This is a genomic window from bacterium, from assembly GCA_035295165.1.
Taxonomy (GTDB): domain Bacteria; phylum Sysuimicrobiota; class Sysuimicrobiia; order Sysuimicrobiales; family Segetimicrobiaceae; genus JAJPIA01.
This window is the reverse complement of the sequence record DATGJN010000030.1, coordinates 1-25746: the sequence shown is the minus strand read 5'-3', so window position 1 is coordinate 25746 and position 25746 is coordinate 1. Positions and strand designations below refer to the sequence as shown.

At 65.8% G+C, this 25746-nt stretch carries 21 protein-coding genes and 2 pseudogenes; 11 read left to right on the top strand and 12 right to left on the bottom strand.

What is annotated here, in order from left to right:
• Positions 1-269: 269 nt before the first annotated feature.
• Positions 270-2633: an alpha-glucosidase gene (locus VKZ50_04440; protein ID HLJ58961.1), complete on the bottom strand. Its 2364-nt coding sequence runs from the start codon at positions 2631-2633 to the stop codon at positions 270-272.
• 437 nt (positions 2634-3070) lie between these two features.
• On the opposite strand from VKZ50_04440, the pseudogene VKZ50_04435 reads away from it, so the two are divergent.
• Positions 3071-3286 (top strand): annotated as a pseudogene (locus VKZ50_04435) (metalloregulator ArsR/SmtB family transcription factor).
• A gap of 70 nt (positions 3287-3356) precedes the next feature.
• Here the strand turns inward: VKZ50_04435 and VKZ50_04430 are convergent.
• From VKZ50_04430 to VKZ50_04400, 7 genes are all read right to left on the bottom strand, one after another.
• Positions 3357-3656, bottom strand: coding sequence for a hypothetical protein (locus tag VKZ50_04430; GenBank protein HLJ58960.1), 300 nt, complete (start codon positions 3654-3656; stop codon positions 3357-3359).
• A 370-nt stretch (positions 3657-4026) separates the two neighbouring features.
• Complete coding sequence (locus VKZ50_04425) at positions 4027-4719, bottom strand: glycosyltransferase family 2 protein (protein ID HLJ58959.1); 693 nt, start codon at positions 4717-4719, stop codon at positions 4027-4029.
• Between the two features lie 72 nt (positions 4720-4791).
• Positions 4792-5928 carry an SDR family NAD(P)-dependent oxidoreductase gene (locus VKZ50_04420; protein ID HLJ58958.1) on the bottom strand — a complete coding sequence of 379 codons (1137 nt, stop codon included), beginning with the start codon at positions 5926-5928 and terminating at the stop codon, positions 4792-4794.
• Positions 5929-7314, bottom strand: coding sequence for a glycosyltransferase 87 family protein (locus VKZ50_04415; GenBank protein ID HLJ58957.1), 1386 nt, complete (start codon positions 7312-7314; stop codon positions 5929-5931).
• Positions 7311-8120 (bottom strand): TIGR04282 family arsenosugar biosynthesis glycosyltransferase, encoded by an 810-nt coding sequence (locus VKZ50_04410; protein ID HLJ58956.1) that lies wholly within the window; start codon positions 8118-8120, stop codon positions 7311-7313. Before VKZ50_04410 ends, VKZ50_04415 begins: the two co-directional genes overlap by 4 nt.
• A complete protein-coding gene (locus VKZ50_04405) occupies positions 8117-8413 on the bottom strand; it encodes a hypothetical protein (protein HLJ58955.1) in 297 nt (98 codons plus the stop codon). The genes VKZ50_04410 and VKZ50_04405 overlap by 4 nt, the downstream gene beginning before the upstream one ends.
• A 243-nt stretch (positions 8414-8656) precedes the next feature.
• Positions 8657-10438 carry a hypothetical protein gene (locus VKZ50_04400; protein ID HLJ58954.1) on the bottom strand — a complete coding sequence of 594 codons (1782 nt, stop codon included), beginning with the start codon at positions 10436-10438 and terminating at the stop codon, positions 8657-8659.
• A gap of 849 nt (positions 10439-11287) precedes the next feature.
• On the opposite strand from VKZ50_04400, the gene VKZ50_04395 reads away from it, so the two are divergent.
• The 5 genes from VKZ50_04395 (at position 11288) to VKZ50_04375 (ending at position 15373) form a co-directional block, all read left to right on the top strand.
• Entirely contained in the window at positions 11288-12316 is a 1029-nt protein-coding gene (locus tag VKZ50_04395) for a permease (protein HLJ58953.1), read from the top strand.
• Between the two features lie 11 nt (positions 12317-12327).
• A complete protein-coding gene (locus tag VKZ50_04390; protein HLJ58952.1) occupies positions 12328-12963 on the top strand; it encodes a TQO small subunit DoxD in 636 nt (211 codons plus the stop codon).
• Positions 12960-13817, top strand: coding sequence for a methyltransferase domain-containing protein (locus VKZ50_04385; protein ID HLJ58951.1), 858 nt, complete (start codon positions 12960-12962; stop codon positions 13815-13817). Before VKZ50_04390 ends, VKZ50_04385 begins: the two co-directional genes overlap by 4 nt.
• A complete protein-coding gene (locus tag VKZ50_04380) occupies positions 13817-14887 on the top strand; it encodes a radical SAM protein (GenBank protein ID HLJ58950.1) in 1071 nt (356 codons plus the stop codon). Before VKZ50_04385 ends, VKZ50_04380 begins: the two co-directional genes overlap by 1 nt.
• A gap of 69 nt (positions 14888-14956) precedes the next feature.
• Positions 14957-15373 carry a cupin domain-containing protein gene (locus VKZ50_04375; GenBank protein HLJ58949.1) on the top strand — a complete coding sequence of 139 codons (417 nt, stop codon included), beginning with the start codon at positions 14957-14959 and terminating at the stop codon, positions 15371-15373.
• A gap of 751 nt (positions 15374-16124) precedes the next feature.
• On the opposite strand, the pseudogene VKZ50_04370 reads toward VKZ50_04375, so the two are convergent.
• Positions 16125-16736 (bottom strand): annotated as a pseudogene (locus VKZ50_04370) (Fic family protein).
• A gap of 336 nt (positions 16737-17072) precedes the next feature.
• Here VKZ50_04370 and VKZ50_04365 point away from each other — a divergent pair.
• Positions 17073-17351 carry a hypothetical protein gene (locus VKZ50_04365; protein HLJ58948.1) on the top strand — a complete coding sequence of 93 codons (279 nt, stop codon included), beginning with the start codon at positions 17073-17075 and terminating at the stop codon, positions 17349-17351.
• 277 nt (positions 17352-17628) lie between these two features.
• On the opposite strand, the gene VKZ50_04360 is transcribed toward VKZ50_04365, so the two are convergent.
• Entirely contained in the window at positions 17629-18069 is a 441-nt protein-coding gene (locus tag VKZ50_04360; GenBank protein HLJ58947.1) for an SRPBCC family protein, read from the bottom strand.
• A gap of 958 nt (positions 18070-19027) precedes the next feature.
• Here VKZ50_04360 and VKZ50_04355 point away from each other — a divergent pair.
• The gene (locus tag VKZ50_04355) at positions 19028-20236 is read left to right on the top strand and encodes a mandelate racemase/muconate lactonizing enzyme family protein (protein HLJ58946.1); all 1209 of its coding nucleotides are present in this window, start codon (positions 19028-19030) and stop codon (positions 20234-20236) included.
• A gap of 39 nt (positions 20237-20275) precedes the next feature.
• Positions 20276-21148 (top strand): creatininase family protein, encoded by an 873-nt coding sequence (locus VKZ50_04350; protein ID HLJ58945.1) that lies wholly within the window; start codon positions 20276-20278, stop codon positions 21146-21148.
• A 143-nt stretch (positions 21149-21291) separates the two neighbouring features.
• On the opposite strand, the gene VKZ50_04345 is transcribed toward VKZ50_04350, so the two are convergent.
• Positions 21292-21423 (bottom strand): hypothetical protein, encoded by a 132-nt coding sequence (locus VKZ50_04345; protein HLJ58944.1) that lies wholly within the window; start codon positions 21421-21423, stop codon positions 21292-21294.
• 232 nt (positions 21424-21655) lie between these two features.
• Complete coding sequence (locus VKZ50_04340) at positions 21656-22216, bottom strand: hypothetical protein (protein ID HLJ58943.1); 561 nt, start codon at positions 22214-22216, stop codon at positions 21656-21658.
• Positions 22217-22974: 758 nt separating this feature from the next.
• Here VKZ50_04340 and VKZ50_04335 point away from each other — a divergent pair.
• On the top strand, positions 22975-24573 hold the full coding sequence (locus VKZ50_04335; GenBank protein ID HLJ58942.1) for an ABC transporter substrate-binding protein: 1599 nt from the start codon (positions 22975-22977) through the stop codon (positions 24571-24573).
• Positions 24574-25480: 907 nt separating this feature from the next.
• Positions 25481-25746 (top strand): hypothetical protein (locus tag VKZ50_04330; protein ID HLJ58941.1); only part of this gene is annotated, 266 nt, incomplete at its 3' end.

Below are 25746 nucleotides of genomic sequence, written 5' to 3'. Positions count from 1 at the left end.
GGAGCGTCCGCATCAAGGATATCGCCTGCTAGGCCGAACGCCGGCCACGCTCTTCGCCGGCAGAAAGGCTGGCTAACCTATGCTGCGGGGCTCGCTTGGAGCGCAAAAGTGTCAACACCTCGTCCACACTGGACACGCTAGTCGTCTGATGATTCTTAGGCAGAGCTGGGTGGTATGGTACATCCCCGCGCCAACCTCTGATCATGTCAGTCGGACGCTGGAACCGTCCGTGGTCGGCGTTCGTGACCTTGAGTAGGTGAGGTCGTGCGTTAGCGCAGGCCCTCGGCTGTCAGGTTTCTCACAAACTGCACGCCGACCTGCGATCCTTGACGATAGAAGACGGCAGGGCTGCCCAAAGGAGCCGCAGTTTCCACCCAACTGCCGTGCGGGCCTCCAAGCACAGCGTCGGTCCAGATGTTGACCCATCGCCCGGCGGGCAGATAGACGCGAACGCGGGTCTGGCCCGGATTCAGCACAGGAGCTACGATGAACTCCGACCCGAACATGAACTCCTGTGACAACGCATACGTCACCGGGTCGTCGGGATACTCGAGGAAGAGCGCGCGGACCACTGGATGACCGGTTCGCGCGGCCTCATCGATCACCGCCTTGCGATAAAAGGCGAGCGCGCGATAGATCTTGGTGGCACGTGCGAAGTGCCGCAGTACCGTTTGGTTCGAATCCACCTGAGCGCTGATCGACGGGTTGAGGCCCTCGTGGGTGCGCAGGACGCTTGTGAATGCGCTGAGCTCCACCCACCGCATCAGCAGCTCATCTGAGCGCGCTATTACCGGGATGGTGCGCCCAGCCAGTTTGATGGCGAATGCGTTGAAACCGCCGGTATCGCCGTGCAGGAGGCTGAAGCCGGAGACCCCGCCCGACAGCATACCCACCACCGCGGACTTGATGCCATCGTATGCATCCCACGTCTGGAGCTGGTCGCCCAACCAGAAGAGAGTCGCGTATCCGGGGCTCTGCGTGAAGCCGGAACGATTGAAGAAGACGAAATTGCTCTCGTGGCCGGTCCCGTCGATCGCCTCCCGGTTGACCTGCGACCAGACCTCAGGGAAGTGATTGTGCCACACAACGGGGTCAGCGCCGCCATGCAGCACGGCATCGAACGGGAGGGCTTCGCCGAAGTCCGCCATCCACCCGGACGCGTGGTCACGACCGATCATCTCGCGCGTAATGACCCCCTCGATCCATGCCCGGGCCGCCGGATTGCTGAGGTCGAGCAAACCTGCGTAGAAGGTCGTGTTCTTGATCAAATAGGGTGTGCCGTCGCGTCGCTTGACGAGGTAGCCGGACGCTGCCGCCTCCTTGAACAGCTCGTCGTGGCCGGGAGTGTTCGACAGGAACGGGTTGATGTACAGCAGCATCCTGGCGTGCTGGGCGCGCAGCGCGTCAACCAAGGTGTTCCACCGCGGATACAAGGTGGTGTCGAGCTTCCAATTCCACCAGAGTTGGCTGCCGACGGGAGTGACGTTCCGGCCCGGCCAGTCCTGGATCCAGAACGCCGCAACCGGGACGTCGGCGCGTGTGAGCTCTCGCAACAATGTCAAGGCGCGGTCGGTGCCGCCCTGCACGGAGATGATTGCTCCATCGTACACCCAGTCGGGCAGCGGACGCATCCGACCGGCATACGCCGTGTACTCCTTGATCAGATCGAGCGGCGTCCGACCGTACAACACGCGGCCGGTCATCGCATCGGCATAGAGGGTGATGACAATCCGGTCGGGCACCCGCAGGTCGAAGACACTGTACTCCTTGTTCTCCAGAAACAACGAACGGAGCTGGCTGCTGATGTAGTGCGGCGCGGGGGCCTCGGTGGCATACGGCGTGCCGCCTCCGCCGTGCTGCGTGAGATTCACTAACTGCGTGAAGACCGGGAGCCCGCGCCCGACGCCGTGTTCCTGCACCAGGATGGGCACTTCATGGCCTTTCTGGTCGAAGTACGTGAGCTGCTCCCCGAGTCCAAACACATGCTCATGCGACGGCGACGCATAGCGCAATCTCAGGCGATTGAGCGGCGTTGACGACGCCGCCCCGATCTGCACGTGAAATCGCAGCCCATTCGGCGTTGCCGGTGCGAAGCTCATCTGGTACGTTGTGTGGCACCCCGGCCCGGCGAGGGTGCCGTACACCACGAGCGTGCCGTTTCCCTCGGTGAGCGCGTCGACGGATTGCTGCGCGCAGTCCGCGAGGATCCGATCGTGAATGCTGAAGGACCCTTCGGGCGCCCCGAACTCCCGTACGTCGACCTGCGCCTGGGCCGCGGCGAGGAACGCGACCCCGGGAACGCTCTCCCACAGGGCACGGCTCGGCTCAGCCGCGTGCGTGATGCGCAGGAAGGACTTGCGTGTGCTCGGCGTCACGACGGTGACGAGGAAGTTCCCGACGCGGTGCGTTCCGGTGATGTGAAACGCGATCGGTGGGTTGTCCGGCCTCCGCAGCGGCGTCAGGACTTGCACGATAACGAGTCCGCGCACGATGAGCCCCGCCGCTACAATCAAAGCGGTAAACGCCGCTACCCGTCTCCATCGGATGCGCGTCTTCGACGCGGTGTACGACGCGAACACGCCGAGGCAAAGCCCACTGAGCAGGAACGCAATCGCGCCGCCAGCCGGAGCCATCCCGTATTCTCCTTGATTGGAGTCACACGACTGTGGCCTCGCCGTCCTCCGAACCCAGACGACGACCCGAAATTCGCGTCAGATCGACGATCGATGAGGCTGTCGACGCCCACCGACTGAATTTCTACGGGCGAGCGCCCCTTCCTATGGTGTCCCGGCGTCTGCTCGATCCGGTCACGGCCTGTGGCCGCCCAGAGGTTGCATCCAGCGCGGAGTACGAGCAAGGCCACCACGTGACCTCCTCGAAGGGCGTTGCTCTTGACCTCAGCCAGCACGTGTGGAGCCTCGCGAAGAAGCACGATCATATCCATAGCGAGTGCCAGCACCTAGCGGGTTTCTTCCACGGCCTTCTCGATACTGTGAAACTCGCGAAACATCCCCGCACGCCGCCAGAAACCATTGCCTGGATTCTTGCCTTTATATACCTTGACACGCATATGCTCTGTGGAGTATACGTATTCGAAATCATTGCGGAGCCGAACCGCCGCGCGATATTGAGCCTCCTGGTCTCGTCACAACGGTCGGTTGGAGAGATCGAGCGTCAACTTCATATGCCGCAGCCGACCGTGTCAAAACACGTGCGAGTGCTGCGAGAGGCCGGCTTCGTAGAATCTACGGTGGACGCACAGCGCCGTCTCTACCGACTGAAACCGAGGCGGCCGCACATGAGGAGAGTGTTTTCTCCGGCGCGCTTATCGCCCTGCGCCTTGTCAATCGTGGACGCTACGAGATACGAGCCAACACGCGGTCCCGGAATCGAATCGACGGGTGTACCACGTCTTCGTCCGTGAACGGCCGGAACCACTCACCGAACTCGAGTCGTGGGTCGACCACGCCCGAAAGCGCGAACAGCGTCTTGACCCCGAGGTCGTCATACGCGAGGTCCCACAGCGGCCCGAAGTCGGCCTCGCGTCCGCGGTCCTCGACGGTTGCCTGGGCGAAGTCGAGCAGCGCGTGAAAGGCCAGCTGCTCCCCCACGCACGCCGGCCGGAACGCGCCCCCGTCCCACAGCTTGGCGCTCACGGCGGGAAGACAGGTCAGGAACTGGCGGGATCTCTCCGACTAAGGCGGCTAGCAGGCCGCGCGCCCTAACAACATCTGTGTCCATCGTCTGCCGCAGCTCGCGCAGGTAGCGGTCCACGACGGCTGGTAGCGCGGTGATGTTGGACGGGGTCACGAGTGTGGCGCACTCGAGCGCGGCGACCCGTCGTTCCGTCTCCTCGAGCATCTCGCGGTTGACATTCGTTGCTAGCCCACGCCGGATGGCGACGCGGATGTTCTCAAACTCGACCTGCGCCCGTGCGAGCTCCGCGTCAACTTGTTGAATCACTGAGCGTGTTCCTGGACTCGCGTAGGCGCAGACGCTCCGCCGTCTCTGCCCGCGGCGCCGCGGTCAGGCCCGAACGCGTCGGCCAAAGGCGACACGGATGAACGTCACCAGGATTCGCGTGGCTGCCAACACCGTCCCGCGGACCGTCCCCGACACCTTCGAGGTTCCGCCGACGCGTCGGCGATGCGCGACCGGCACTTCGAGAATCCTGAGGCCGGCGCCGGCCGCCCGCATTTGCATTTCGAGGTTCCACCCGTAGGTCTCCTCGCGCATGGCGAGCCGGTCGAGGGCCTCTCGACGGATGGCACGAAACGGGCACATGTCTGTGTATGCCACCCCGTACAGCCGCCGCAGGAGCCAGCCGGTGGTGCGACCGGCGAGCACCTGCGACAGGCTCATGCTGCCGCGCTCGCGCGGGCCGCGGATGCGCGAACCAACGACGAAATCGTATCCGCCCGCGGCGATCGGCCGGATCAACCGGTCCATCATCTCGGGGCGGTCGCTTCCGTCCCCGTCCAGGAACACGATGATCTCGCACGCCGGGTCGACGGCGCGCACGCCGGCCCGACACGCCCGCCCGTACCCTTGACGGGGCTCCCGCACAACGCGCGCGCCGGCGCGGTACGCCTGGTCTGCTGTGGCGTCCTCGCTGCCGTTGTCGACCACGATTACTTCGCCCGCGAGCTCCCGCGGGATTGCGGCGACGACCGTCGCGATCGCGGCTTCTTCGTTCAACGCCGGGATGATCACCGACACCCAGGCATCCCGGCTCCGGGAGGCACCGCAGGACGTCATGGCGGGCTACCCCGTCCGCGACGCGCCCTGGGGCTACGGCGCCACACGCTGCACGATCCCTCGCGCGCGCAAGACGGACTCGGCGGTGGCAAAGTAGTCGCGCACGTCCGAACGCGCCCGAATCCAGTCGAGGTAGCGACCGAGGCCTGAGGCCAGATCCGTCGTTGGCGCGTATCCTGCCGCGCGCGCCCTGGAGATATCGGAGATGAGATGACGGATCTCCCCCGGACGAAACTCACCCCGCAGGACCGGATCCAGCCGGATCCCCAGCGCGTCTGAGATCGCGCGGCACAGATCGCCGATGCGAATCGCCGCGCCGCTCCCCACGTTCACCGGCAGGCCATCCCACGCACTGGACGTGGCCGCGAGCAGGTTCGCCTCGGCGATGTCCTCGACGAAGCAGAAGTCCCGGGTCTGCGCCCCGTCCTCGTACAGCACCGGCGGTTGGCGCGTCAGCAAGCGCGTGCAGAAGATGGCGATGACCCCCGTGTACGGGTTGAAGATCGATTGGCGAGGGCCGTAGGTGCACGAGTATCGCAGGGCCACCGCGGGGATGCCCGTCTGTTGTGCCCAGGTCAGGACCAACCGTTCCTGCGCGACTTTGCTGATCGCGTACGCGGTCTCCCCGCTCAGCGGAGCGTCCTCCGGCGTCGGTACGGACACCGTCGGCCCGTCGCAGCGCGGGCAGTGCACCTCGAAATCGCCGCGACGGAGCTGTGCAAGGGGTCTCACCGATGGGAAGACCATGCCGTGCTGCGGGCAGATCGCGGCGCCTTCGGCGTACACGACCTGCGAGGACGCGACGATCACCTTCTTCACCGGGAGCGACAGGTCGCGGACCAGTTCCAATAACTGGGCCGTGCCGGAGGCGTTGACGTCGATGTACTTGGCCATCTCCGGCATGAATCCCCCATAGGCGGCCTCATGGAACACGACATCAACGTCCTGAAGCGCCGCGGTGATCGCGGCGCGGTCTCGCACATCCGCGTGGACGAACTCCGCGGCGGCCGCCACCCACGCGGGTTTCCCGTTCGGGTGCGTCTGCGGTTCCAGGTTGTCAAGGATGCGAACAGCCCACCCGTCGCGCAGCAGACGGTCCGCGATGTGCGATCCGATGAGCCCCGCACCCCCCGTCACGAGCGCTCGCCGATCGTGCCGCGGGCCGTTCATTCACATCCCCCCTTGGGCCGTGCCCCGCCCGTCAGCGCGTGCCCCGCGATGCCGGACGCGCCGGACCGCCGGCCAGAGGTACGGCGCCAGCGCGAGGAGGGCAAACGGGACGTACAGCGCGATATTGAACGCCAGCATCTCGTCGTCGATGCCAAGGAACGGTCGATACCACAGGGCGGAGAACAGAAACGTCGCCGCGCCGGTCAGATACAATAGCGGGAGCGTGGGCGCGAGGACCACGAACAGCGCGAGCCACCCGAAATACCAGAGATAGTGCGTTGAGATGAGCACCATGAACGCCGTGGCCAGCATCGCGGCGTACCGGATGTCGCCGGCGGGGGTGCGGTCCGGCTCGCCCAGCGCCCGAAACGCGATGAGGAGAAGCACCGCAAGCGCGACGGCGACGTAGACCAGGGTGGGCACGTTGGCGCCGGCGAGCCGCACGACATGGAGTAGGAAGAACCGGTCGCCGCTGAGCAGCCCTTCCTCGCGCGCATAGCCGGGCACGAAGCCCACGAGCCCGCCACCCGCGCCGAGGTACGGCACGTAGCCCGCGATCATCGTCGCCGCTGCGGCGGCAGGCATCCTCCAATTCCCGCGGCGGTACAGCGCCGGGAACAGGAACGCCGGATACCACTTCACGAGGATTGCGCACCCCAGCGCGACCCCCGTGAGGACGTCCCAACGGCGGACGTGGGCCAGCAGCGCCACGGCGACAAACGCGATCGCGGCCGCGTCGACATGCCCCCCACCAGCGTACTGCCAGATCACGAGCGGGTTCCACGCGTACAGTAGCACGCGGTCACGGGGCAGGCCGAGGCGGCCGAGCGTGAGCGCGAGCATCCACACGGCGATGCCTTCAAACGCCACCACGCCGGCTTTCATCGCCGTCACGGTTTCGCTCACGCGGGTCACGGTGAGAAAGATCATCTCCGCGACCGGCGGGTAGATGGTGGGCGCGTAATTTCGGCGGTTGATGTGCGGATAGATCGCGGCGTCGCGAAGGCCCGCCAATGCCGGGTCGGCGGGGATGTACCGGTAGGGGTTGACGCCAGCGGCCTGCACGCGGCCGTCCCAGATGTAGCGGTACACGTCGTCCGAGAACTGAGGCGGGAGCAGCATGAGCGGCAGCCGGCACAGTATCCCGACAAGCACGATCAGTCCGAGGGTCTTGCGGCTGCCCCATCCGCGCAGCACGACCCAGGCCGCACACACGAAGAGCACGGTCTGCACGAGCGCCAGATCCCGGAGCGCGAAGATGTCCCGAATCGGCGCCCACACGGGGTAGAAATAGGAAGCCGCCGTCAGCACGCCGAGCGCTGGCAGCGCGGCCGCGGCGGTTGGCCCACGCGTGTTGTGCGGGCGCGGCGCCGCCTCCGCCGTCACGAAGACCGCTGACCGCCGGTTGCGCGCTGCGGCCAGATACGCTCTGGTCCGAGCCGCATCAGTTGCGCGAGATATCGCCGACTGTGCGCGGCGCGATACGCAGATGGCGCGGCGATCGACTGGCCGTCGCCAAAGAGTTCCTCGCACAGGCGGCACAGACTCGCGCCGTCGTCCACATCGTACCAGCGAGGCAAGAGCTCGACGTCCAGTTCTACTTCCCGCGCCCGTTCGATCGTTTCCGCAAGCACGCGGTCCGTGCTCCACGCAATGCCCTGGAACAACCGAGCGTGGAGCGCCGTGAGGCCGATCAGGTAGTATCCGCCGTCGTCGGCCGGTCCAAGCACTACGCGCTCGCCCGGTCGCGCAAGTGCCGCCGCCGCGTCCGCCAGGACCGCGGGTGGCAGCGTGGGGCTGTCGGAACCGATCAGGCACACGGACGCGTACCCCGCCGCGAGCACGTCGGCGACGGCGCTGGAAAGACGCTCTCCAAAGCCGTCGCCCCGCTGGAGGACGAGCGTGAAATCGGGCGGGAACAGCTCACCGAACAGCGGTTTCGCACGCTCCGGCGTGTAGACCGCAACGCCCGCGCACGGTGCCGTGTCGCTCACCGCCATGATGCTCTCGGCGGTATCCTTGAGAAAGCAGGCGTGGAGCGCGGCCGCTTCATCGAACGTGAGCGGTGGTACGAGCCGCGTCTTGACCCCGCGTGGACTCGGCGCCTTCGCGAACACGGCGAGGGCGCACGTGCGCGCCGCACGGGCTCCAGGCTCATCCACCGGGCCGTACCGCTCTGCCGCGCGGTTCATTGGACGCGCGCCACCACGCGGTGATGGCCGGTCGCGCCTTCCGGCGCCGAGCGCCGCACCCGACGAGCCTGCACGGCACAGGTCCCGTCGACCGCGCGCCCGGCCGGTCGATACTCGCCCGCCTGGCGCAGAGTCCAGGTCAACACCCACATCACCCAGGCGAGCCGTGATCCCCCATCGATCAACTCGGGCAGTGTCGCAACACCCCAGAGAATGCGCGTACCGAGCGTCGCGACCGTCATGAGCAGCGCGGTGAACAGGAGGCCGCCCAGTGCGGCATTCAGTTCACGCATCACGCGACCCCCGGGTGTTCTGGCTCCGAACTATCCGAGTGCGTCCTCCCGGGAACATCCGTTCTCTCACTCTGCACGTCCAGTCCTGAAGTGTAACTGAGCATTGTGATGATTCGATAACGATGGAATAGCGTTCCCTCCACTTGAAAGCGGACCTGCCCGCGAGCAGGGTCTCGCGAACGTGCTGGTGCACGCGCGGCGTCCTCCCTGCGGGGGGGTCTACACTCATGGTTCTTCCGGGACCTACCGCCCCGTGAAGCGCACGTAATATGGAGTGCCGCCGACTCGCCGCCAACCGGCGGGCACGCGCCCGGGAGGCACGTCCTCGGTAACGATGGCCCGGGCTCCCGTCGACGTCAGTGCGTTCAACGCCCGTTCCCGGCCGCCCACCGGCGCGGCCCAAAACGCCTCCACCGACTCGTCAGGCACCTCGGCCACTATCATGACGCGCGCCAGGCGCGCCCAATATTCCGGAAATGCCGTACCGATCACCGCCACCCGATCGCCCGCGCGAACCCCCATCGCCTGCAGCCCGACGGCCACCCGCCACGATACCTCGGTCGCCGGGTCGTCTGCGACGCTCTTGACACCATCGAGGAGAAGCCCGCCGAACATGATGAGCATGACTGTCACGAACGCCGCGACGGTGGCGCGCACGCCGCGGCGGGTCTGCTCGGTCGTCGGGAGCCGGACGGCAGAGAGGAGCCCGGTCCAAAGCAACACGCCGAACGCGGCGATGAAGCGTGGTTCGACGTACACTGCGGTGAGGCCGGCGAGCCCCAGGCCGGCCAGGAGCAACGCGCCCCAGGCGCCGATGAGTCCACGGACTGAGGCGGCGCCCGAACGCGATGCGATCGCCCACCCCCACAGACTCAGAATCAAGAGCGTCGTCGCGCTGTTGTTCACGAGGATGAACTGGGACAACTGTTTGAGATTGGTCGTGACATTCGCCACCAGCTGGCGCGGGGCGATACACGGCACAATTCCGTCGTACCAATACGCGGGCGCATACCATAGCGGGTACGTCGCGCGAACGGGAGTGCTGAACTCGTAAACCACAGGGTCCTGCACGGGTTCCCGAACTGGATGCGTCGGGGTGCCGCAACCGGGGGGGCCACCCCGCCAATGCACGTACGGAACGCCGTTGACATGGAAGGCGTAGTTGAGCACCGCGCTGTCCCCGACCGTAACATGGCCCTCCTGCGCCGAGAGCGCCACAACCAGCGGTGCGCTGATCGCGACGAACAGCACGATGCCCAACGACGCCGATCGCCGGGCGCCGTGAGCGCCCGACACCGCCCAGGCTGCACCAAGAAGCGCTACCGCGAGAGGAAAGAGCAGCCCCCGGGCCAGGTACCCAATCGCCAGCACGATCCCGAGCGCCGGCAGGCGGCGGGTGCCGGCGTCCGAGCGGCGGCGGCGCACGAGCAGTCCGGCCGCAAGATACATGAAGGCCGCGCCCAGCACGTCCGGGGCAACCACCGCGAGGCCGGTGCCGGACAACGTCGCCCACGTGAAGAGCGGGTAGGCAACGGCACACAAGGCCCACGCGGGCAACGGCTCTGGACTACGGTCCGCTTCCCACCGCGCCTCATCGTCGCGACGCACGATCAGCATTCGCACAAGGAAATCGAAGCACAGCAACGCACCCGTATAGATGAGGAAGTTCACGGCATGAACTGTCGGAAACTCCGAGCGCGGTCCCGATCCCGTCACGCGCAGTGCGGCGCCAATCAGCGTGCCGTAGAGCGGACTCCACAATCCGTTGACCGCCGCGTGCCAGTCGCCGCGCCAGAACGCATCCCCCATGTCCAAGTACGAAATGCCGTCCGGGTTCATGGTGTTGCGGGATGCAACGGTGTCGATCAGCCCGAGGATGAGGGCGAGGGCGACAAACGACTGGCGGATCGTCCAGGGATAGGCACGTCGTATCGCGGCGACCGGCCGCGCGCGGGGGGCGGTGAGATACGCGTCCGCGCTGGGCCGGGTCGCCACCTGCATCTGGGTGACGCGTGGTAGCGTCACCGGCCCACGCCCTGCGTCATTGCGAACGACGATGCGATCATCGACGACAGACTGTGTCGCCGGTCGCGCGTGCGGCAATCGCATGCCACCCCAAGGCGTCGTGGATTCGATCGAAACATCTTAGCCTATCCTCCCCGGTTTGGACGTCGGCCAATCCCCGACCGGCGGCCGTTGGGAACGGGTCGCGCCCTCCGTCGCGTGTGACCACAGTGCATCCCGAGCATGTAAGAATACGACAACGGCCCTGCGAAACCGGTCATCAAGTTGTTCGAGATCCGGAGATGGCAGGCGCTCGCGGTAACACGGACCCGTCTGGCGCTCGGCCGGACTCAGCCCCTCGTCCAGGATCCGACGCAGCCCGAGCCAGTCCCTCTCGCTGAACTCCAATCGAGCTTTCCCAACGGCGCCTCCCGGCGGTCCCCGGAACGCCCGCGCGCTCACTTGATGTTGCTCAACATTCGATACGCCGCGGCGGGCCGGCGTCTCGGGGCTACTCCCGCCTCCTGCCCGGCGCACAGCCGCCGGCGATGAAGGCGCGGATCCCGACCGCAGCTGGGAGGTAGGGGTCTCAGGAAGAGCGAACACCCGGGTGGCACCTGCGGTTCCGGATCGGAATTCCTCTCTTTAACGATTCTTTACAGGTGCTGTGTAGACTGCGGCTTGGGACGGCCCGAAGTCAACGGGCCGCGGGTGTATCGTCCAGATGCATCCGGTGGCGACGTCGCTCTGTCCGCCCAATGAACACGAGGCGGCTCGCACACGCGGAACACGGCGGAGGGATCGCGCTTAGTGGACGAATTGGTCATCGTTGAACAAGATGAGGGAGTCTCTTCGGCGGCCGCGCGGGCCATGCCCTGGGCTATCGCGGTCTTTCTGACGATCAGCATCGCGGGGCTCTACTACGTCAAGTGGAGTCCCTACTTCCACAAGGCTTTGGCCGCGGCAGCCCAACACACCATTGGGGCGTCGATCATCACAGGGAAATCTGCGGCGCCCCCGGGGGCAGGCTGGCAGGCCGCGTGGTCGTTCGCGGTCGCCTATTTCAATGCGGTTTGGCAGGCGCTGATCGTCGGACTGCTGATCGGGTCTGGTGTACAGGTGTTGTTACCGCGCGCCTGGCTGGCGCGGGTCTTAGGTCAGAAGGGGTTCCTCAGCACGGTCATCGCCGGCGGGGCCTCCGTGCCTTCCATGATGTGTACCTGCTGTGCCGCCCCGGTGGCCGTCGGACTCGGGAAGAGTCGCGCATCGACGGGCGCGACCGTCGCGTACTGGCTCGGGAACCCAATCCTGAATCCCGCGACTATGGTGTTCACGGGCTTTGTCCTGGGGTGGCACTGGGTCGCCCTTCGCATCGTTGCCGGGATGACGCTCGTCCTCGGCGTGGCGTACCTGGCGGAACGGACGTCGGTAACTCGGAGGGTTGCCGCCAACCCCCCGGTGGGCCGCGCGATCGGCGACGTCGATGGTGGCGGATCGCTGATCGTCCGGTGGGCGCAAGCGCTCTGGCAGCTGTCCGTCGGGCTCATTCCTGAGTACATCATCATCGTCCTGGGGCTGGGGGCAATACGCGCGTGGATATTCCCGGCCTTGAACCCCGTGATCGGCCACAGTCTCCCCTTGATGCTCCTCCTCGCGGTCGTGGGAACCCTCTTCGTGGTTCCGACGGCGGGAGAAATCCCGATCGTCCAGACGTTGATGGCATTCGGGCTCGGAGCCGGCGGCGCCGCGGTCCTGTTGACGACGCTGCCGTCCCTGAGCTTCCCCTCGCTCCTCATGATGGGCAAGGTCGTGCCCGGGCGCGTCTTGGTGCTTGCGGCGGCCGCCGTGGCATGTATAGGTCTCCTCGCGGGGGGAGCCGCCCAACTTCTCGGTTTCTAGGAGTTGCGTTGATGCGCACAAACCCGTTCCTCGACGCCATCGGATTCCTGACCCAGGCCCGCTGGACCACCGGGGTCTTCTGGATTCTTCTTGTTATGAGCGTGCTCGCGGCGTGGGCCAATTGGCGGTGCGACCCGAGCCAGCGCTCGGCCGAGCGTTTCTGGGTCTGGGTCGCGCGCTTTTCCGTCGGTACAATGTGGTGGGTGCAATCGCTGTGGAAGCTCCCCCCGACGTACACCGACCGCCCGGACGGCTCCGGCGGGCTCCGCTTTTGGGTCGGAGAGATGGCGAAGTACGCTGCATTTACCGGCCACCGCGACTTTGTAAGGGACGTCGTCCAACCGCATTTCTACTTCTTCGCTCCGCAGGTGTATCTGTCCGAAGTGCTGATCGGCATCACGCTGATTCTCGGGGTGTTCAGCCGGCTTGGCGCGTTCCTCGGATTGTTGATGGCGATCAACCTCTGGTTGGGACTGTATCGCGATCCCTCCGAGTGGCTGTGGACCTATGTGTTTCTGATCGTGATCCAACTCCTGTTCTTCCTGTACCGTCCCGGGCGCAGCCTCGGGGTCGACGCAATGTTGTTGCGGCGCCTGGGTAAGGGACCGGCCGCCGGATGGGGCTATCTGGTCCGGTTGCTGTCATGAATACCGGATGTGACGCAGGGAGCGGCATCTATGTCGCCGCCGACGCGCGTTTTGACCGCGGTGCCGATCGCTATGCCGCTTATCTCGCGACATCCGCGGGGCGGCTTCGCTTAGAACTGGCGTTTGCGAACCTGCTGGACTTTCTCCCGCGGGCGGCCGCGGTTCAGCTGCGAGCGCTCGACCTGGGCGGCGGCACCGGGGAGATTGCGGTGCGGCTGGCCCGCCGCGGCGTTCACGTCACCCTGTTGGATCGTTCACCCAAGATGCTCGAGATCGCGGATCGCGCGGCCCGTCAGGCGGGAGTATCCGACGACATCGTGATGACGCTGGGGGACGTGGCTGCATCGTCATCACTCTTCCCCGAGGGTTCGTTCGACATCATCGTGTGTCATCATGTGCTCGAATACACACCGCATCCGGCCGAGGTGCTGAGTGCGGCCGCGCACGTGATGCGCCGGAATGCCACGGCGACACTCTCCGTGGTAGCGCGCAACCAGGCCGGCGCGGTCGTGAAGGCGGCGATACAATCAGGTGATCTTGCGACGGTAGAGCGCCTCCTCGCGGACGCGACCGGCGACGAGGCGCTCTTCGGCGGTCGGGTCCGACTGTTCACGCCCGCGGAGTTGCGCACGATGCTGAGGGAGGCGTCGTTCGAGCCCGTTGCCGAGCGCGGGATACGCGTTCTGTTCGACTATCTCGCCCCGCCGATCGTGTGCGAGGCGGGGGAGGGCCGGATCGTCGCTCTGGAACGCGCTTTGGGTGCGCGCGCCGAGTTTTCGGCGCTTGCTCGGTACACGCAGGTGCTGGCACGGCGCCGTCCCACCCCGCGCGCGCTCCCAGAAGGAGGCCAGTGATGACTCACGTGCGCGCTTCGGTCTCACCATCGTTCGGGCGTCAGGCGACGCCGACCGATGGGGTGGCGCTGGGGCTCGGGCTGACGAACGAGTGCGACCTTGCGTGCGCGTTCTGCTATCGGGACCCCGCGCGGGTCGACAGGCTCACGGCGGAGCAGGTCAAAGAGGTGATGGAGTGCCTGCCGGTGCGGTCGGTGAACCTGGGCACGGGCGAGAACGGTCTGCATCCGGACTTCCACGCCATCCTTGCCTATTTGCGGGCTCAGCCGGTCAAGCTTACGATCACATCGAACGGGTACAGCGCGGCGGTGCTCTCGGACGACGAACTGCGGGCCTTCCACGACGTCGAATTCTCGCTCGATTACCCGACCGAAGCAGAGCAGGACGCTCAGCGGGGGCCCGGCAACTGGTCGTTGATCCACCAGCAAGCGGCGCGCTGCGCCGGATTGGGCGTGCCGGTCACGATCGTGGCGGTCATGATGAAATCGAACTCCCTGCGCCTCGCGGACGTTGCGCGCGTGGCCAAGAAGTTCGATGCCCCCCTCCGGGTGAACGTGTACCAGGCCGTGCGGTCCGACGTCTATGCGCTCACGTATCAAGAGTACTGGGACGGGTTTCGCGCCCTCTTCGCCCAGACGGATGTTATTGCGATCGGCGAGCCGCTGGTGCGGGCCATGGCCGGCCTGCCGCCGCTCGCCGGCGGATGCGGGGTGGCCACCGTGCGCGTCACGCCGCGCGGTACCACCCAGCCGTGCGTGTATTGGCCGGGCCCCGGCGAGCCATTGGCCGATTTGCTACCCGTCGGCGTTGGGATTGTGCACACGCGCCCGTTCGAACAGGCGCGCGCGTTGCCCAAGGCGTGTGAATCCTGCGAATTTCGCGAGGCCTGCCATGGGGGATGCGCCGGGCGAAGGCGGCTGCAGGGCGCCTTACTCGAGCCGGATATGTACTGTCCGATCGTTCGGGGGGAACGCGTCGAGCTGGCGGCGCGGACTGCGGAGGCCCGCGATCTCCCGAAACTCAGTAGTTCCTGCACGACCGTCGTCGTCGCCCGGGAGCGTGCGGTCTAGCGGGCACACGAGTGCGGTGATGCCGCGGGCAAGTGCCGCCGCGGGAAAGACCCGGAGGGGGGATCGGTCATGCGCGTCGGTCGCTGGCACGTCACGCTTTGCGCTGTGGCCGTTCTTGTCGCGGCTCCGGCGATCGGCGCGGCCCCGGTCGCCCAAGGACCGCGTTCGCCGGCCACGGTCACCGTGGCCGCGTTTCCGATCTCCGCGACGGCCGGTGACTACGATCTTTACGACTTCGTGGTGGATTTTCCACCCGGCAGCGCGACCCCGCGTCACGTGCACGGCGGCCCGGTGGTCGTGACGGTCGTCGCCGGTCAGCTCGTGCTGCAACGCGCGGGGAGCGAGCGCGTCATCAAGACCGGCGAGAGTTTCCTCGAGATGCCGGGGGATGTGCACGCCCTCGTCAACCGGAGCACAACCTCCGCCCGCATCTCGGCTGCCGAGTTGATTCCGAAAGGCGCTGAGGAAACTACCGTCGTCAAGTGAATCGAGCAGCGCCGATGAGGACGGCGGCGACCAGCTGCGACACGGGCGTGGGGTACAGCCCAAGGACAATCGGGGTCGTTAACGCAATGGTCAGCATCAGGGACGGCGTGTTTCTCGTACGCGAGTTGTCTGGCCCTTGTCAAGGCTGGCACAAAGATCAACCTCGTGGCAGCCAGTGGCTACCTGGATTACAATAAGTTCCACAAGGTGTTCCGGCCCCTTTAGGGTGTTCCGGGTCGACCCGAACGGTCAAGAACACCGGGTGTATCTCATGACCGCCGAGCAGCTGGCGGCGGCGACACCGTAGACATTGCGTGCGGACTCGCAGTGGCCACGGTAATGCGGGGCCGTGAGGTCCCGATCCCTCCATCTGTGTCGCCCGACGCGCGGGCGGACGTGAAATCCTGCTCGGCCCCGCGGCGTTAGGAGACGTTCAGTTCTACCAGGTCCCACGCGTACTAGGTGTGCAGGGGGCGATGGTGCCCACAACGGGCTCCCGGCACCACGATTACCCCCATAGAGACTGGCCTTACTGAAGTTGCGTTCCGCAATGGGATCCTAGTCCTTTATCGGGCGCGCCTTGAAGGCTGGAAGCCGAGAAGTGGGGAACGCGACCGGGGCCGCGGCGTAATTCCCCGCGATGAAGAAATCATTGCTCCCGATTGTTGCTCTCGGTACCCTTCTCGGCCCTAGCCTCGCGCGTTGTATCCCCGTCCGCGTTGTCATCCTTTGAGTCCCGCGGGACCTTGGCGAGGTTATAGCTTGTGCTTCGGCCACCTCCGGGATTTCGAACTAGAATACCACGTTCGACGAGGGTGGCGATGTCGCGCAACGCAGTGTCGGGTGAAGATTTCGTCAGCTTGGCCCACTTCGACGTGGTGAGCGTGCCTTCGAAGCCATCCAGCAGACGGTTGAGCACAAGTCGCTGGCGGCTGTTGATTGAGAAATCTCCAATGGCATCCCCAAAACGGGCTTTGACCAACACCGCTTTGAGCGCCGCTTGCGCCCCATCTATGGCGCGACCTAGGCAACCCAAGAACCAACCCATCCACGGAGTGATATCCATGGTCCCTTTTTGCGTCCGCCCGAGGATGTCATAGTAAGATGACCGTTCATGGCGAATCTGTGCCGACATACTGTAGCAGCGTTGTGAAGTTCGTTCCGAACGCGCAAGCGCCATATCGCTGATAGCCCGAGCGATGCGACCATTGCCGTCGTCGAACGGATGAATTGTGACAAACCAGAGATGGGCGATCCCAGCTTTCACTACCCAATCGGTCTCGTTGTTTCGGTTGAACCAGTCCAGGAAGGCGCGCATCTCTCCGGCTAGTCTCCCAGCGGCCGGTGCCTCAAAATGGACACGGCAAGGTACGGGATCAGTTGGAGGTCCCCGTCGGGGCAACCGAAGGGGAGGTTGTCGCCTTCGCCCTCGCGCGGTCTGCGGTCCGGCGGCACGTACCGGAGGCTCCGAAGCGCACCGTGTATGTGCCTGGCCGTGTGCTGAATATCGTCGCCTAGGCGCGACAGAGCGGGACCAGCTACCACGACACGTCCATGCTAGTGCTGTGGAAGTTTACGGGGTCGGAGACTCCTGGCGGGGATCACCGCCGTTCAGGCGATTGTGCTGATCGCTGTGGGTGCCGGGTGGCTGTGCTGGTGTCAGCGGTCGTAGCGAGTAGACAGCACGGAGGCGGACACCATGGTACGCGCATTCGCGGGTGTGATTACACTCACATTACTCAACGCCGGCGTGGCGCTGGCACAGACGGTGCCGAGCTTGGACCCGGCGCACACGATCGTCCCGAGTTCGAGCATCGGTCCGGGTGCGTGCGGGATTTTGCTGCTCGTCTCGCGTGCCACGACGAACGTATGGAACGGTACGGTCTATCGGATCGACGTGTTCAAGCAGTCCGCGCTGTACCGCCGGGACAGCGCGAGAATCGGGGCCGGGGGTTCATGCCCCGACCCCGGTGTCTAAGCGGAGAAGGTGCCATCACCACCGTCCTCGCTATCGCCCCCGCCGAAACCTCCCTGGTCCAAAGCAGGCGGGCCGCCGACCGAAACCTCGCGTGGCCCAGGCGAGGTGTCCTGCGATGGCCCGGGACCATCAGGCGCGTCAGGCCGGTGCCACCCGCATTCACGTTTGGATCTGGCGGGCGGGTTCCAGGAATGCAAGAGGTCTTCCTGCACCGCGGGGCGCTCCTGAGGCTTAGACCAAAATCGTCTTGTCCTCGAAGCAGGAGCCCGGCTCCTCGTTAGCCGGGGATCTCGGCTTCGACGAGCTGCGCAAGAAGGGCGAGCGATTCTTGCCAGCCCAGATAGCAAACCTCTGCCGGAATCGTCTCAGGTATCCCTTCTTGTACTATGTCCACCTCGGTACCGCACGACACCTTTTTCAACGAGACTGTCGTCTGCATTTCTCCGGGGAGGTTCGGGTCATCGAATGTGTCAGTATGGCGAATTCGTTCATGCGGTACCAGTTCGAGGTACCTTCCCCCGAAGGCATGACTGCGACCCGTAGCAAAGTGCGTGAAGGACATCTTGTATGTACCACCGACTCTTGCATCCAGATGGTGAACCTTGCCCGTGAAGCCGTTCGGTGGAAGCCACTTGGCCATTGCTTCTGCGTCGAGGAACGCCCGATAGATCTTATCGGGCGTCGCACGGAGCACGCGGTGAAGCCTGACGGTAGACATGAACGCTCCTCCTTTTCCCTTGTCTACATGCCTCCATGTCTGGTCGAACGAGGACCCGTGAAATCGACATGCCGGCCGCCGTCACTCGAGGATTCTCATGCCGACCGCACCCGATCGGCAAGATCCCACCCATCTCGCTCCTTGAGGCGCTCATCGCTGTCGGCCGGCGAATGTCCGGGCCGTAGGCGGCCGTGACCCCCACTGTTTCCCCTCGCCGATCCGGTGCGAGAACTGCATTCTCAGACGTGAAACCGGCCCGTGATGGCGTCGGTCACGATCGAATCCCGTAGGTTCGCCGCGTGGCATCGAGGGCTCGGCGTGGCGCCGTGACACACGCCTCGCGCGCCTCGACTCTTTCGACGAACCGCGTCATCTCGCCCTGCAGTCCGAGAACGGTGGCAAGGACGTGCGTCTCGCTATCGGTCTGATGGTAGTTCACTGAGAGAGCGGATGCTCCCGAGGCCAGTCAAGAATCAGTCGGCGAACACGACGGGCTCCAGTGCCGAACCACGAAGGATCCACCCGTGCACCTCCGAAGCATTTGATCACGTTCAATCCTGCTCGCCTGGGAACGTCGTCGGAAAGGTGCAGGCGTGCACGTGTACACCACCTCGGTAGGAGGCATGGATGCCTGCGGCGCCGCATCGCGCGTTGGAGGTCTGTGACGCAAACTCAGGCCTTCCGCTCTTCATCGAGGGCGGAGGAGCTTGGCGGCAACACGATCAAGTTCTCTCGCGGCGAGTGGGCGCCCGAGATCGACGGCCGGATTCTGCTCAGCGCAACGGACGACGCGTTTCAACTCCGGATCGCTCTCGACGTTTTTGAACGGGGGGAGAGTGGATCTTGTGCCGGTCATGGACCCACCGGATCCCGCGAGAGCTCCTGTGAGCGGAGGGTGCTTTGGTCCGCGGTTCGCCCGCGCGCGGCAGGCGGGCACCGTGATGAGCAGGACGGCGTCATGCAGATCATCGATCTGAGAGCCACGGTCGTCAGGATTCCCCGCCCCGAATCGCTCTTCTCCGGCACGGCCGGGTTGCGGGGACAGGCGCGGCGCGCGGCCGACTCATCGTACCAGATCGTCGAGCCGTACCCGACCGTGTACTCCACCGCGGTGGAGGCGCTGCTCGTGGAGATCGAAACCGACGCGGGCGTGACCGGCGTCGGGGAAGGGCAGTTTCCCGTCGCCCCGGAGGCCGGCGCGGTGCTGGCGGAGTGTCTGATTCGGCCGTTGCTCCTCGGGACCGACCCCACGGATCGGGAGCGCCTCTACGCCATGCTCTACGGCGCGATGCGCTGCCGCGGCCACTTCACCGGCATGTACCTCGACGCGGTCGCGGCGGCCGACAACGCGCTCTGGGATCTCACCGGCAAGGTGCTCGGGGAACCCGTCTGGCGTCTGCTCGGCGGCCGCAAGCGAGGCCGCATTCCGGTCTACGTGTCGGGGCTCGCCGGAGCCTCGCGAGAGGACCGGGTGCGCGAGGCGCTGGATTTCCGCCGCCAGGGGTTTCGGGCGATGAAGATCTTCGGGGGCCACGGCGTCGATGAGGACGTGACCGAGGCGACCGCGCTGCGAGAGGCGCTGGGGCCCGATGTGGCCCTGTGCGTGGATGCGCAGTGGATGTACGACCCGCCCACTGCGATTCGGCTCGGACGCGAGCTCGAGCGGCTGGGCGTAGCGTTTTTCGAAACACCGGTGGCGCCAGAAGACCTAGCCGGCACGGCCGCGGTCGCCGAGGCGCTCACCGTGCCGGTCGCCGGCGGCGAGTGCGAGCGGACGCGCTACCAGTTCACCCCCTGGCTCGACGCCCGTGCCTTGGACATCGTCCAGGTGGACGTAGGCCGGTGCGGCACGACCGAATCTCGCAACATCGCGCGGCTCATAGACGAGCGCGGACGACCCCTCGCCCTTCACCTCGGCGTGGGTCTGTTCGGCTACATCGCCTCGTCGCTGCAGGTGGCCGCGTGGGCGCCCGGGCTCCATACGGTAGAGTATCAGCCGCAGATGGTCGCGCTCGCGTCAGGTCTCCTCGAGGAGCCATTTGTTACGGACGGGGGACAGTTCATCGTTCCCGAGGGCCCGGGGATCGGTGTTCGCGTGAACGCCGAGGCGCTCGAACCCTACGTGGTTCGGCCTCGAGGAGGCCGCTGGCGGGACGTGGCCGGATAACACCCGCGGTTCCGAGACGCGGGAGGGGAGGAGAGATCGGTGGCAGAGTCGGTGCGCGATCGCGCGGTTCGGGAATATCGTTACGAAGCACTCACGTGGCAGGAGATCAACGAGGCGGTCGCGCTCAAGAAGGTAGTGATCCTACCCGTCGGCGCCACGGAGCAGCACGGCCACCACCTTCCGCTCGACACGGACACCAGGGAAGCGGCGTCGATCAGCCTCGAGGCCGGTCGCCGCTCCCCCGCCGAGATCCTCGTGCTGCCGGCGGTGGCGTACGGCTACACGCACCACGTGATGGACTTCCCGGGCACCATCAACGTCGAGCCGGCCACTTTCGTGTGCCTGTTGGTGGACATCGGCCGCTCGGCCGCCTACCACGGGTTCAAGCGGATCGTCATCCTGAACGGCCACGGCTCCAACCAGCCGCTCGTGGAGACGGCCGCACGCCAGGTGACGTTGCAGACGGATGCCTCGTGCATGTCGCTGGGGTGGTGGCAGCTTGCGGGCAAGTACTGGAATTCGATCCGTACGTCCGGGCTCGGTGGGTCCGCGCACGCGTGCGAGATGGAGACGTCGCTGTACTGGCACATCGACCCGGACGGCGTGCGCACCGACCGAATTCGCGGCGACATCCCGAGTTACATGTCGCTGCCCGGTGCCGATCGGTGGCACTACCGGGACATCACGCTCGGATCCGGCCCGGCCGGCCTCATGGACTGGACATCGTCGTTCTCGGAGACCGGCTCGAACGGCCTGCCGCAGCACGCGACCCCCGAGAAGGGCCGCCTGCTCTTCGAGCACGTCATCGGGGAGCTGATCGAACTCGTACGATGGTTCCGCCTGCGGCCGGACCTGGAGCGCCGGGACCGGCATGCGGCGGCCCCCACGTTCGCGCTCCCCTTCGGGTTCTGAGGGCGCGGGGCGGGCGTCGCCGAAGATCGTCGCGTTGAGATCGTTGCCGACGAGGGCAAAATCCGGTGGCGATGATGGCGCCCCAGAAAAAGGTGCCGGCGAGCAGCCAGAAGGCTTGTGGTCGTGCCGGTCGAGGGCGATGGTCACGGCCGCGTGAATCGATCGGCACCATGAGCGCTGCTGATCAGCACGACGAGCATGAAGAGTTCGAGCACCGTGGCGAGGCGCATCGGTATGCGTCCCACGACGGGGACGGCGATCGGACCGGCGGGCACCGAGGTGAGGCCGAGCCCAGCGACACCTGTTCGGCGACCTCCAACGAGTCCTGCCGTGCGGGGCGCGCGCGACGCCAAGCCCAGCGATCGCCTCGTTCGACGGTACGGCGAGACGCGGCCGAGAGTCGGTCAAACGATTGAAGAACGCCGGACAACGAGAAGGTAATCCTTCTGCGACAGGGCGACGTGTTCGGGACGAGCATGGAGCGGAGCACGGGAATCCCGATGACGATCATTCCTCCTTGGGGAGCGCCTCGTGCAGCGCGACGATCCCAGTAACCGTCGTGACATCGAACGCTGGGACGTTCAATAACCGGCACAGCCACGCGGCGTGCTCGATCACGGGGTCAGGTGTAGAGGGTGGAGGCATGAGCATGGCGAGGGTCGCACCCTCGACGATCGCGTGGGGAACGGCGAGCAGGGGAAGTGGCGCGGGCAGGACACCACGGTAGTGAACCCGCGCCATCCGGTCCCAGGCGAGCTCCATCTGCTCAGCGCAGGAGATGAGCCGAATGGAACGGCCGTAAATGACACGCAGGAGCCGTACCCAATGCGACGGCGGAAGGTCCTCGGGGAGCGCCACGGTGATCGTGCCACCCTGCGCCAAGGCTTCTGCGGCGACGAGCTCGTCCAGCCCGGGAGCGGGGTGGGTCCATACGTCCCACCCCGCCAGGGCGGCGGCCCGAGCCGCCCTTAGACACACCGGCAGTACGCGCGTGAGCGCAGCCAGGGAGGTCGAGGCCGCCACCACCGCCAGGCGACGACGAAGCGGATCGCCGAAGGAGTCCGGCATGACGACCGGTTACGCGACCGGCACGAGCTCAGGAGCCCGAGCGGGTACCAGAGCGGGCACGAGCTCCATGCGGATAGGATCGGTTTGGCCGCGGACCTGCGTCGTATGCCGACAGCAGTGCACGGACACAATCTCAGTACCCCACTTTGGAGCCACTTCGGCCTCGTGCCCACACTTGGAGCAGCGGTAGGTCGCCATCAGTGATCCCCCGGCTGAGGCGTGTGCTCCGAATATTCCCGAGTTGCGCACGCGTCGGACCGGGATCGACGTGGAGGAGTGCATGGAGATCCTTTTGACCCGCCGGTCGTCCGAAAGGATCAGCTGAGACGCGTTCGGATAGGGCGAACAGGCGAGAGGCTACACAGATGTCCCGGCGGGAGAGTGCGCCCCGGTCGCGGGCGATGTTCTCTTGCACCACGGCCAATCCGGAGCGCGTTCCCGTTCACCCCAGAGGCGCGGCGTCCTCAGCAGGAGCGAGTTTCGTCCCCCCCGCGGTGGTCTCTAAGGGAGAAGGCGGCCCCCGCTCGGGGCACTCCGGAAATCCTCGCGGGCGCTATTCCCGCCGAGTGATCTGTCGTGGGGATGCCGCGCAAGCCCGGGCGAGGGCCCTCCGTTGGGAGGAGCCCCAGGGAACCACCGGGGCTGGTGGCGGCGGGATTCAATCGTCGCGGTCCCTCGAAGCGGCAGGAGTACTGGCAAGAAACGGAAATCCTCAGTTGTTAGGTTCTCCGAACCGGAGACGCGGAGGGGGTGCGTGGATGTCCAAAGTAGCGCGTGCGGGCGGTAGCGTGACTCTCGTGGTCACCGTGGCCGTCCTGGTCGCCGGACTGGTCGTGGTGCCTAGCTCGGTCACCAGCTGGGCAGCGGCACCGACGACGTTCATCTACGGGAAGTCGGGGGAAGCGGAAACGCTCGATAACCCGATCAGCAGCAACGGCGAGACGTACCTGGACACCGTGCAGATGTTCAACATGCTGGTCCGAATGAAGCCGGGCTCGACCGACATCGAGCCGGATTTGGCCACGAGCTGGTCGGTGTCGCCGGATGGCCTAACCTGGACCTTCAAGCTCAGGCACGGAGTCGTGTTCCAGGACGGCACGCCGTTCGACGCGGCGGCGGCCAAGTTCAACATCGATCGGTGGGCGGACCCCAAGAATCCTCTTCACGCCGTCAAGGCTGGAGACTATGAGTACTGGAACGACTTTATGGCCGATTCGTTTAAGGAGGCCCGAGTCGTCGACCAATACACGCTCGCGTGGGTCCTGAAGAAGCCGAACGCCCCGCTGGTCTACAATCTGTCCGTTCCTGCATTCGATTTCACGAGCCCGACCGCGCTCAAGCAGTACGGCACGGAGGGGATCGGCCAGCAGCACCCGGTCGGCACCGGCGCCTATAAGTTCGTGGAATGGGTGCACGACGATCACATGACGATGGACGCCAACCCCGCGTATTTCCGCAAGGGCCTGCCCAAGATGCAGCGCCTGGTGATGCGCGTGATCAAGGACAACGCCGCGCGGTTCCTCGCGCTGAAGGCCGGCGAGATCAACGCCATGGAGCTGCCCAATCCCGATGATGTGAAGATCGCGATGGCGGACCACAACCTAGCCGTGATCTACCGGCCGCCGTTCAACGCGGGCTGGGTGCGTTTTAACATGAACGACCCGCTGTGGAAGGACAAGCGGCTCCGCCAGGCGGTCGCGGTGGCGATCAACCGGAAGGCGATCGTCGACGGCCTCTACGGCGGGTTCGGGATCGTCGCCACGCAGCACATGCCGCCCGGGATGTGGGGGCGCGTCACCACGTCCGGGTACCCGTACGACCCTGCCATGGCCAAGCAACTCCTCGCGGAAGCAGGCTACCCAAACGGGTTCTCGTTCGAGTTCTGGTATATCCCGGTGTCACGGGCGTACTTCCCGAATGGCAAGGACATCGGGACGGCGATCGCAAGCGACCTCGGTCGGGTCGGCATCCGAGCCCACCTCATGACCGAGGACTGGGCAAGCTATATCAAGGACCGCAGCACGAACAAGTTCCAGGCGTTCATGATCGGCTGGAGCGGTGACGACGGCGATCCCGACGACTGGCTGGGGTTCTTCTTCCCCAAGTATGTTCCGACCAACGCGTATCTGTCCTACAACAACCCGGCCGTGTTTGATGAGATCGACAAGGCCAAGGTCGTTTCGAGCCAGGCAGGGCGGGCGCAACTCTACGAGCAGGCCGAGACGCAGATTCTGAACGACTACCGCGACGTGCCGATCGCGCACTCGCGCGTTCCCCTCCTTCTGCAGAAACGGGTCGACGGCCTCGTCGGCGAGCCGAACGGCAGCGAATACTTGGAAAGCGTGTCGCTACGATAGGCGACCTCAGCCACGCACGGGCCACGCCCGGTGTCCCGTCCCAGGAGGGGCGGGATACCGGGTGCCCCGACGTCGGGTTCGGCCAGGTTTCAACTACGCCGCTTCGTACAAAGCTGGTACGGCAGTAGGCCATCCGGGTTGCCGCGCATGAGCCGCTAGGTGCCGCGCTGCCGCAAGACATTCCTCTGGAATCCAAAGCGATAGCAACCGCCGCGATTCATCGAGGCTGGTCGCGACTCTCATCGTCGGCGCCGGGGTATCGCTCGACCGACGCCCTCAGCGGCCGACCCTTCCGGGGCATGGCGGCCATGGGGAGCGCGGATTCGCATCGTCCCTCGCGGCCACGGCCACGCGACACCCGAGTCTACGTCCCTGCCGACGGGAGGACCAACGCGACGTTCGCGCTCATGCTTGGCAGCGATGACTCTCTGCGCGGCGATGTTGAGTCGGTTGACTTCTACCGGGTCGACGTCACCGAGTGAACCACCGAGCACGACGAAACCGTCGTCGGCAAGGGTGTTTATGAACGCAGCATGGTCCCCAATCGTCGAGGTCTCGCTCCTCCACGAAGACGCCAAAATGGGGCGCAAGCCGGCCAAGGGTGAGTCAGTACACTACTAGGACCAGATGATTTGCGTCGAGGCCCACCTGCAGATCGGCGCGTACGAAACTCAAGACGGACGCCCAGACATGGACGTACTCAAAGCTCACACGGCGGAGGGCCCGGCCACCGCACAGTCCGGTACGGACCAGATTGCTGCCGGACCCTCCGCGGTCAATCTAAACGCGCGTTCTACCCTCGGCCGTGAGGCCCATTGCAGGACTGATTCTGCCCCTGGCCTCCACATTGCTGAGTGGAGTTCCCGGCTGCGCGGCCGTTACCATGAGATCCACTCGGGATGTTAGGTTGCCGCTGCACGGACGGCTGCACGGGCGCCACGCGGCGCGCTGCCGGCTGATAGATCGGGCGCGCCTGTTGCACAGACGGCGGCACGGGCGTCACGCGGCGCGCTGCCGGCTGGTAGGTTGGGCGCGCCTGTTGCACGGACGGCTGCACGGGCGTCGCCGGGCGCGCTGCCGGCTGGTAGATCGGGCGCGCCTGTTGCACAGACGGCTGCACGGGCGTCACGCGGCGCGCTGCCGGCTGGTAGGTTGGGCGCGCCTGTTGCACGG

Bases quoted from the DNA above. Each gene is read 5' to 3' on its own strand.
- VKZ50_04410 (HLJ58956.1), bottom strand. From the start codon at position 8,120: ATGAACCGCGCGGCAGAGCGGTACGGCCCGGTGGATGAGCCTGGAGCC.
- VKZ50_04395 (HLJ58953.1), top strand. From the start codon at position 11,288: ATGCCCTGGGCTATCGCGGTCTTTCTGACGATCAGCATCGCGGGGCTC.
- VKZ50_04380 (HLJ58950.1), top strand. From the start codon at position 13,817: ATGACTCACGTGCGCGCTTCGGTCTCACCATCGTTCGGGCGTCAGGCG.
- VKZ50_04440 (HLJ58961.1), bottom strand. From the start codon at position 2,633: ATGGCTCCGGCTGGCGGCGCGATTGCGTTCCTGCTCAGTGGGCTTTGC.
- VKZ50_04375 (HLJ58949.1), top strand. From the start codon at position 14,957: ATGCGCGTCGGTCGCTGGCACGTCACGCTTTGCGCTGTGGCCGTTCTT.
- VKZ50_04390 (HLJ58952.1), top strand. From the start codon at position 12,328: ATGCGCACAAACCCGTTCCTCGACGCCATCGGATTCCTGACCCAGGCC.
- VKZ50_04360 (HLJ58947.1), bottom strand. From the start codon at position 18,069: ATGTCTACCGTCAGGCTTCACCGCGTGCTCCGTGCGACGCCCGATAAG.
- VKZ50_04365 (HLJ58948.1), top strand. From the start codon at position 17,073: ATGGTACGCGCATTCGCGGGTGTGATTACACTCACATTACTCAACGCC.
- VKZ50_04385 (HLJ58951.1), top strand. From the start codon at position 12,960: ATGAATACCGGATGTGACGCAGGGAGCGGCATCTATGTCGCCGCCGAC.
- VKZ50_04335 (HLJ58942.1), top strand. From the start codon at position 22,975: ATGTCCAAAGTAGCGCGTGCGGGCGGTAGCGTGACTCTCGTGGTCACC.
- VKZ50_04405 (HLJ58955.1), bottom strand. From the start codon at position 8,413: ATGCGTGAACTGAATGCCGCACTGGGCGGCCTCCTGTTCACCGCGCTG.
- VKZ50_04420 (HLJ58958.1), bottom strand. From the start codon at position 5,928: ATGAACGGCCCGCGGCACGATCGGCGAGCGCTCGTGACGGGGGGTGCG.
- VKZ50_04355 (HLJ58946.1), top strand. From the start codon at position 19,028: ATGCAGATCATCGATCTGAGAGCCACGGTCGTCAGGATTCCCCGCCCC.
- VKZ50_04340 (HLJ58943.1), bottom strand. From the start codon at position 22,216: ATGCCGGACTCCTTCGGCGATCCGCTTCGTCGTCGCCTGGCGGTGGTG.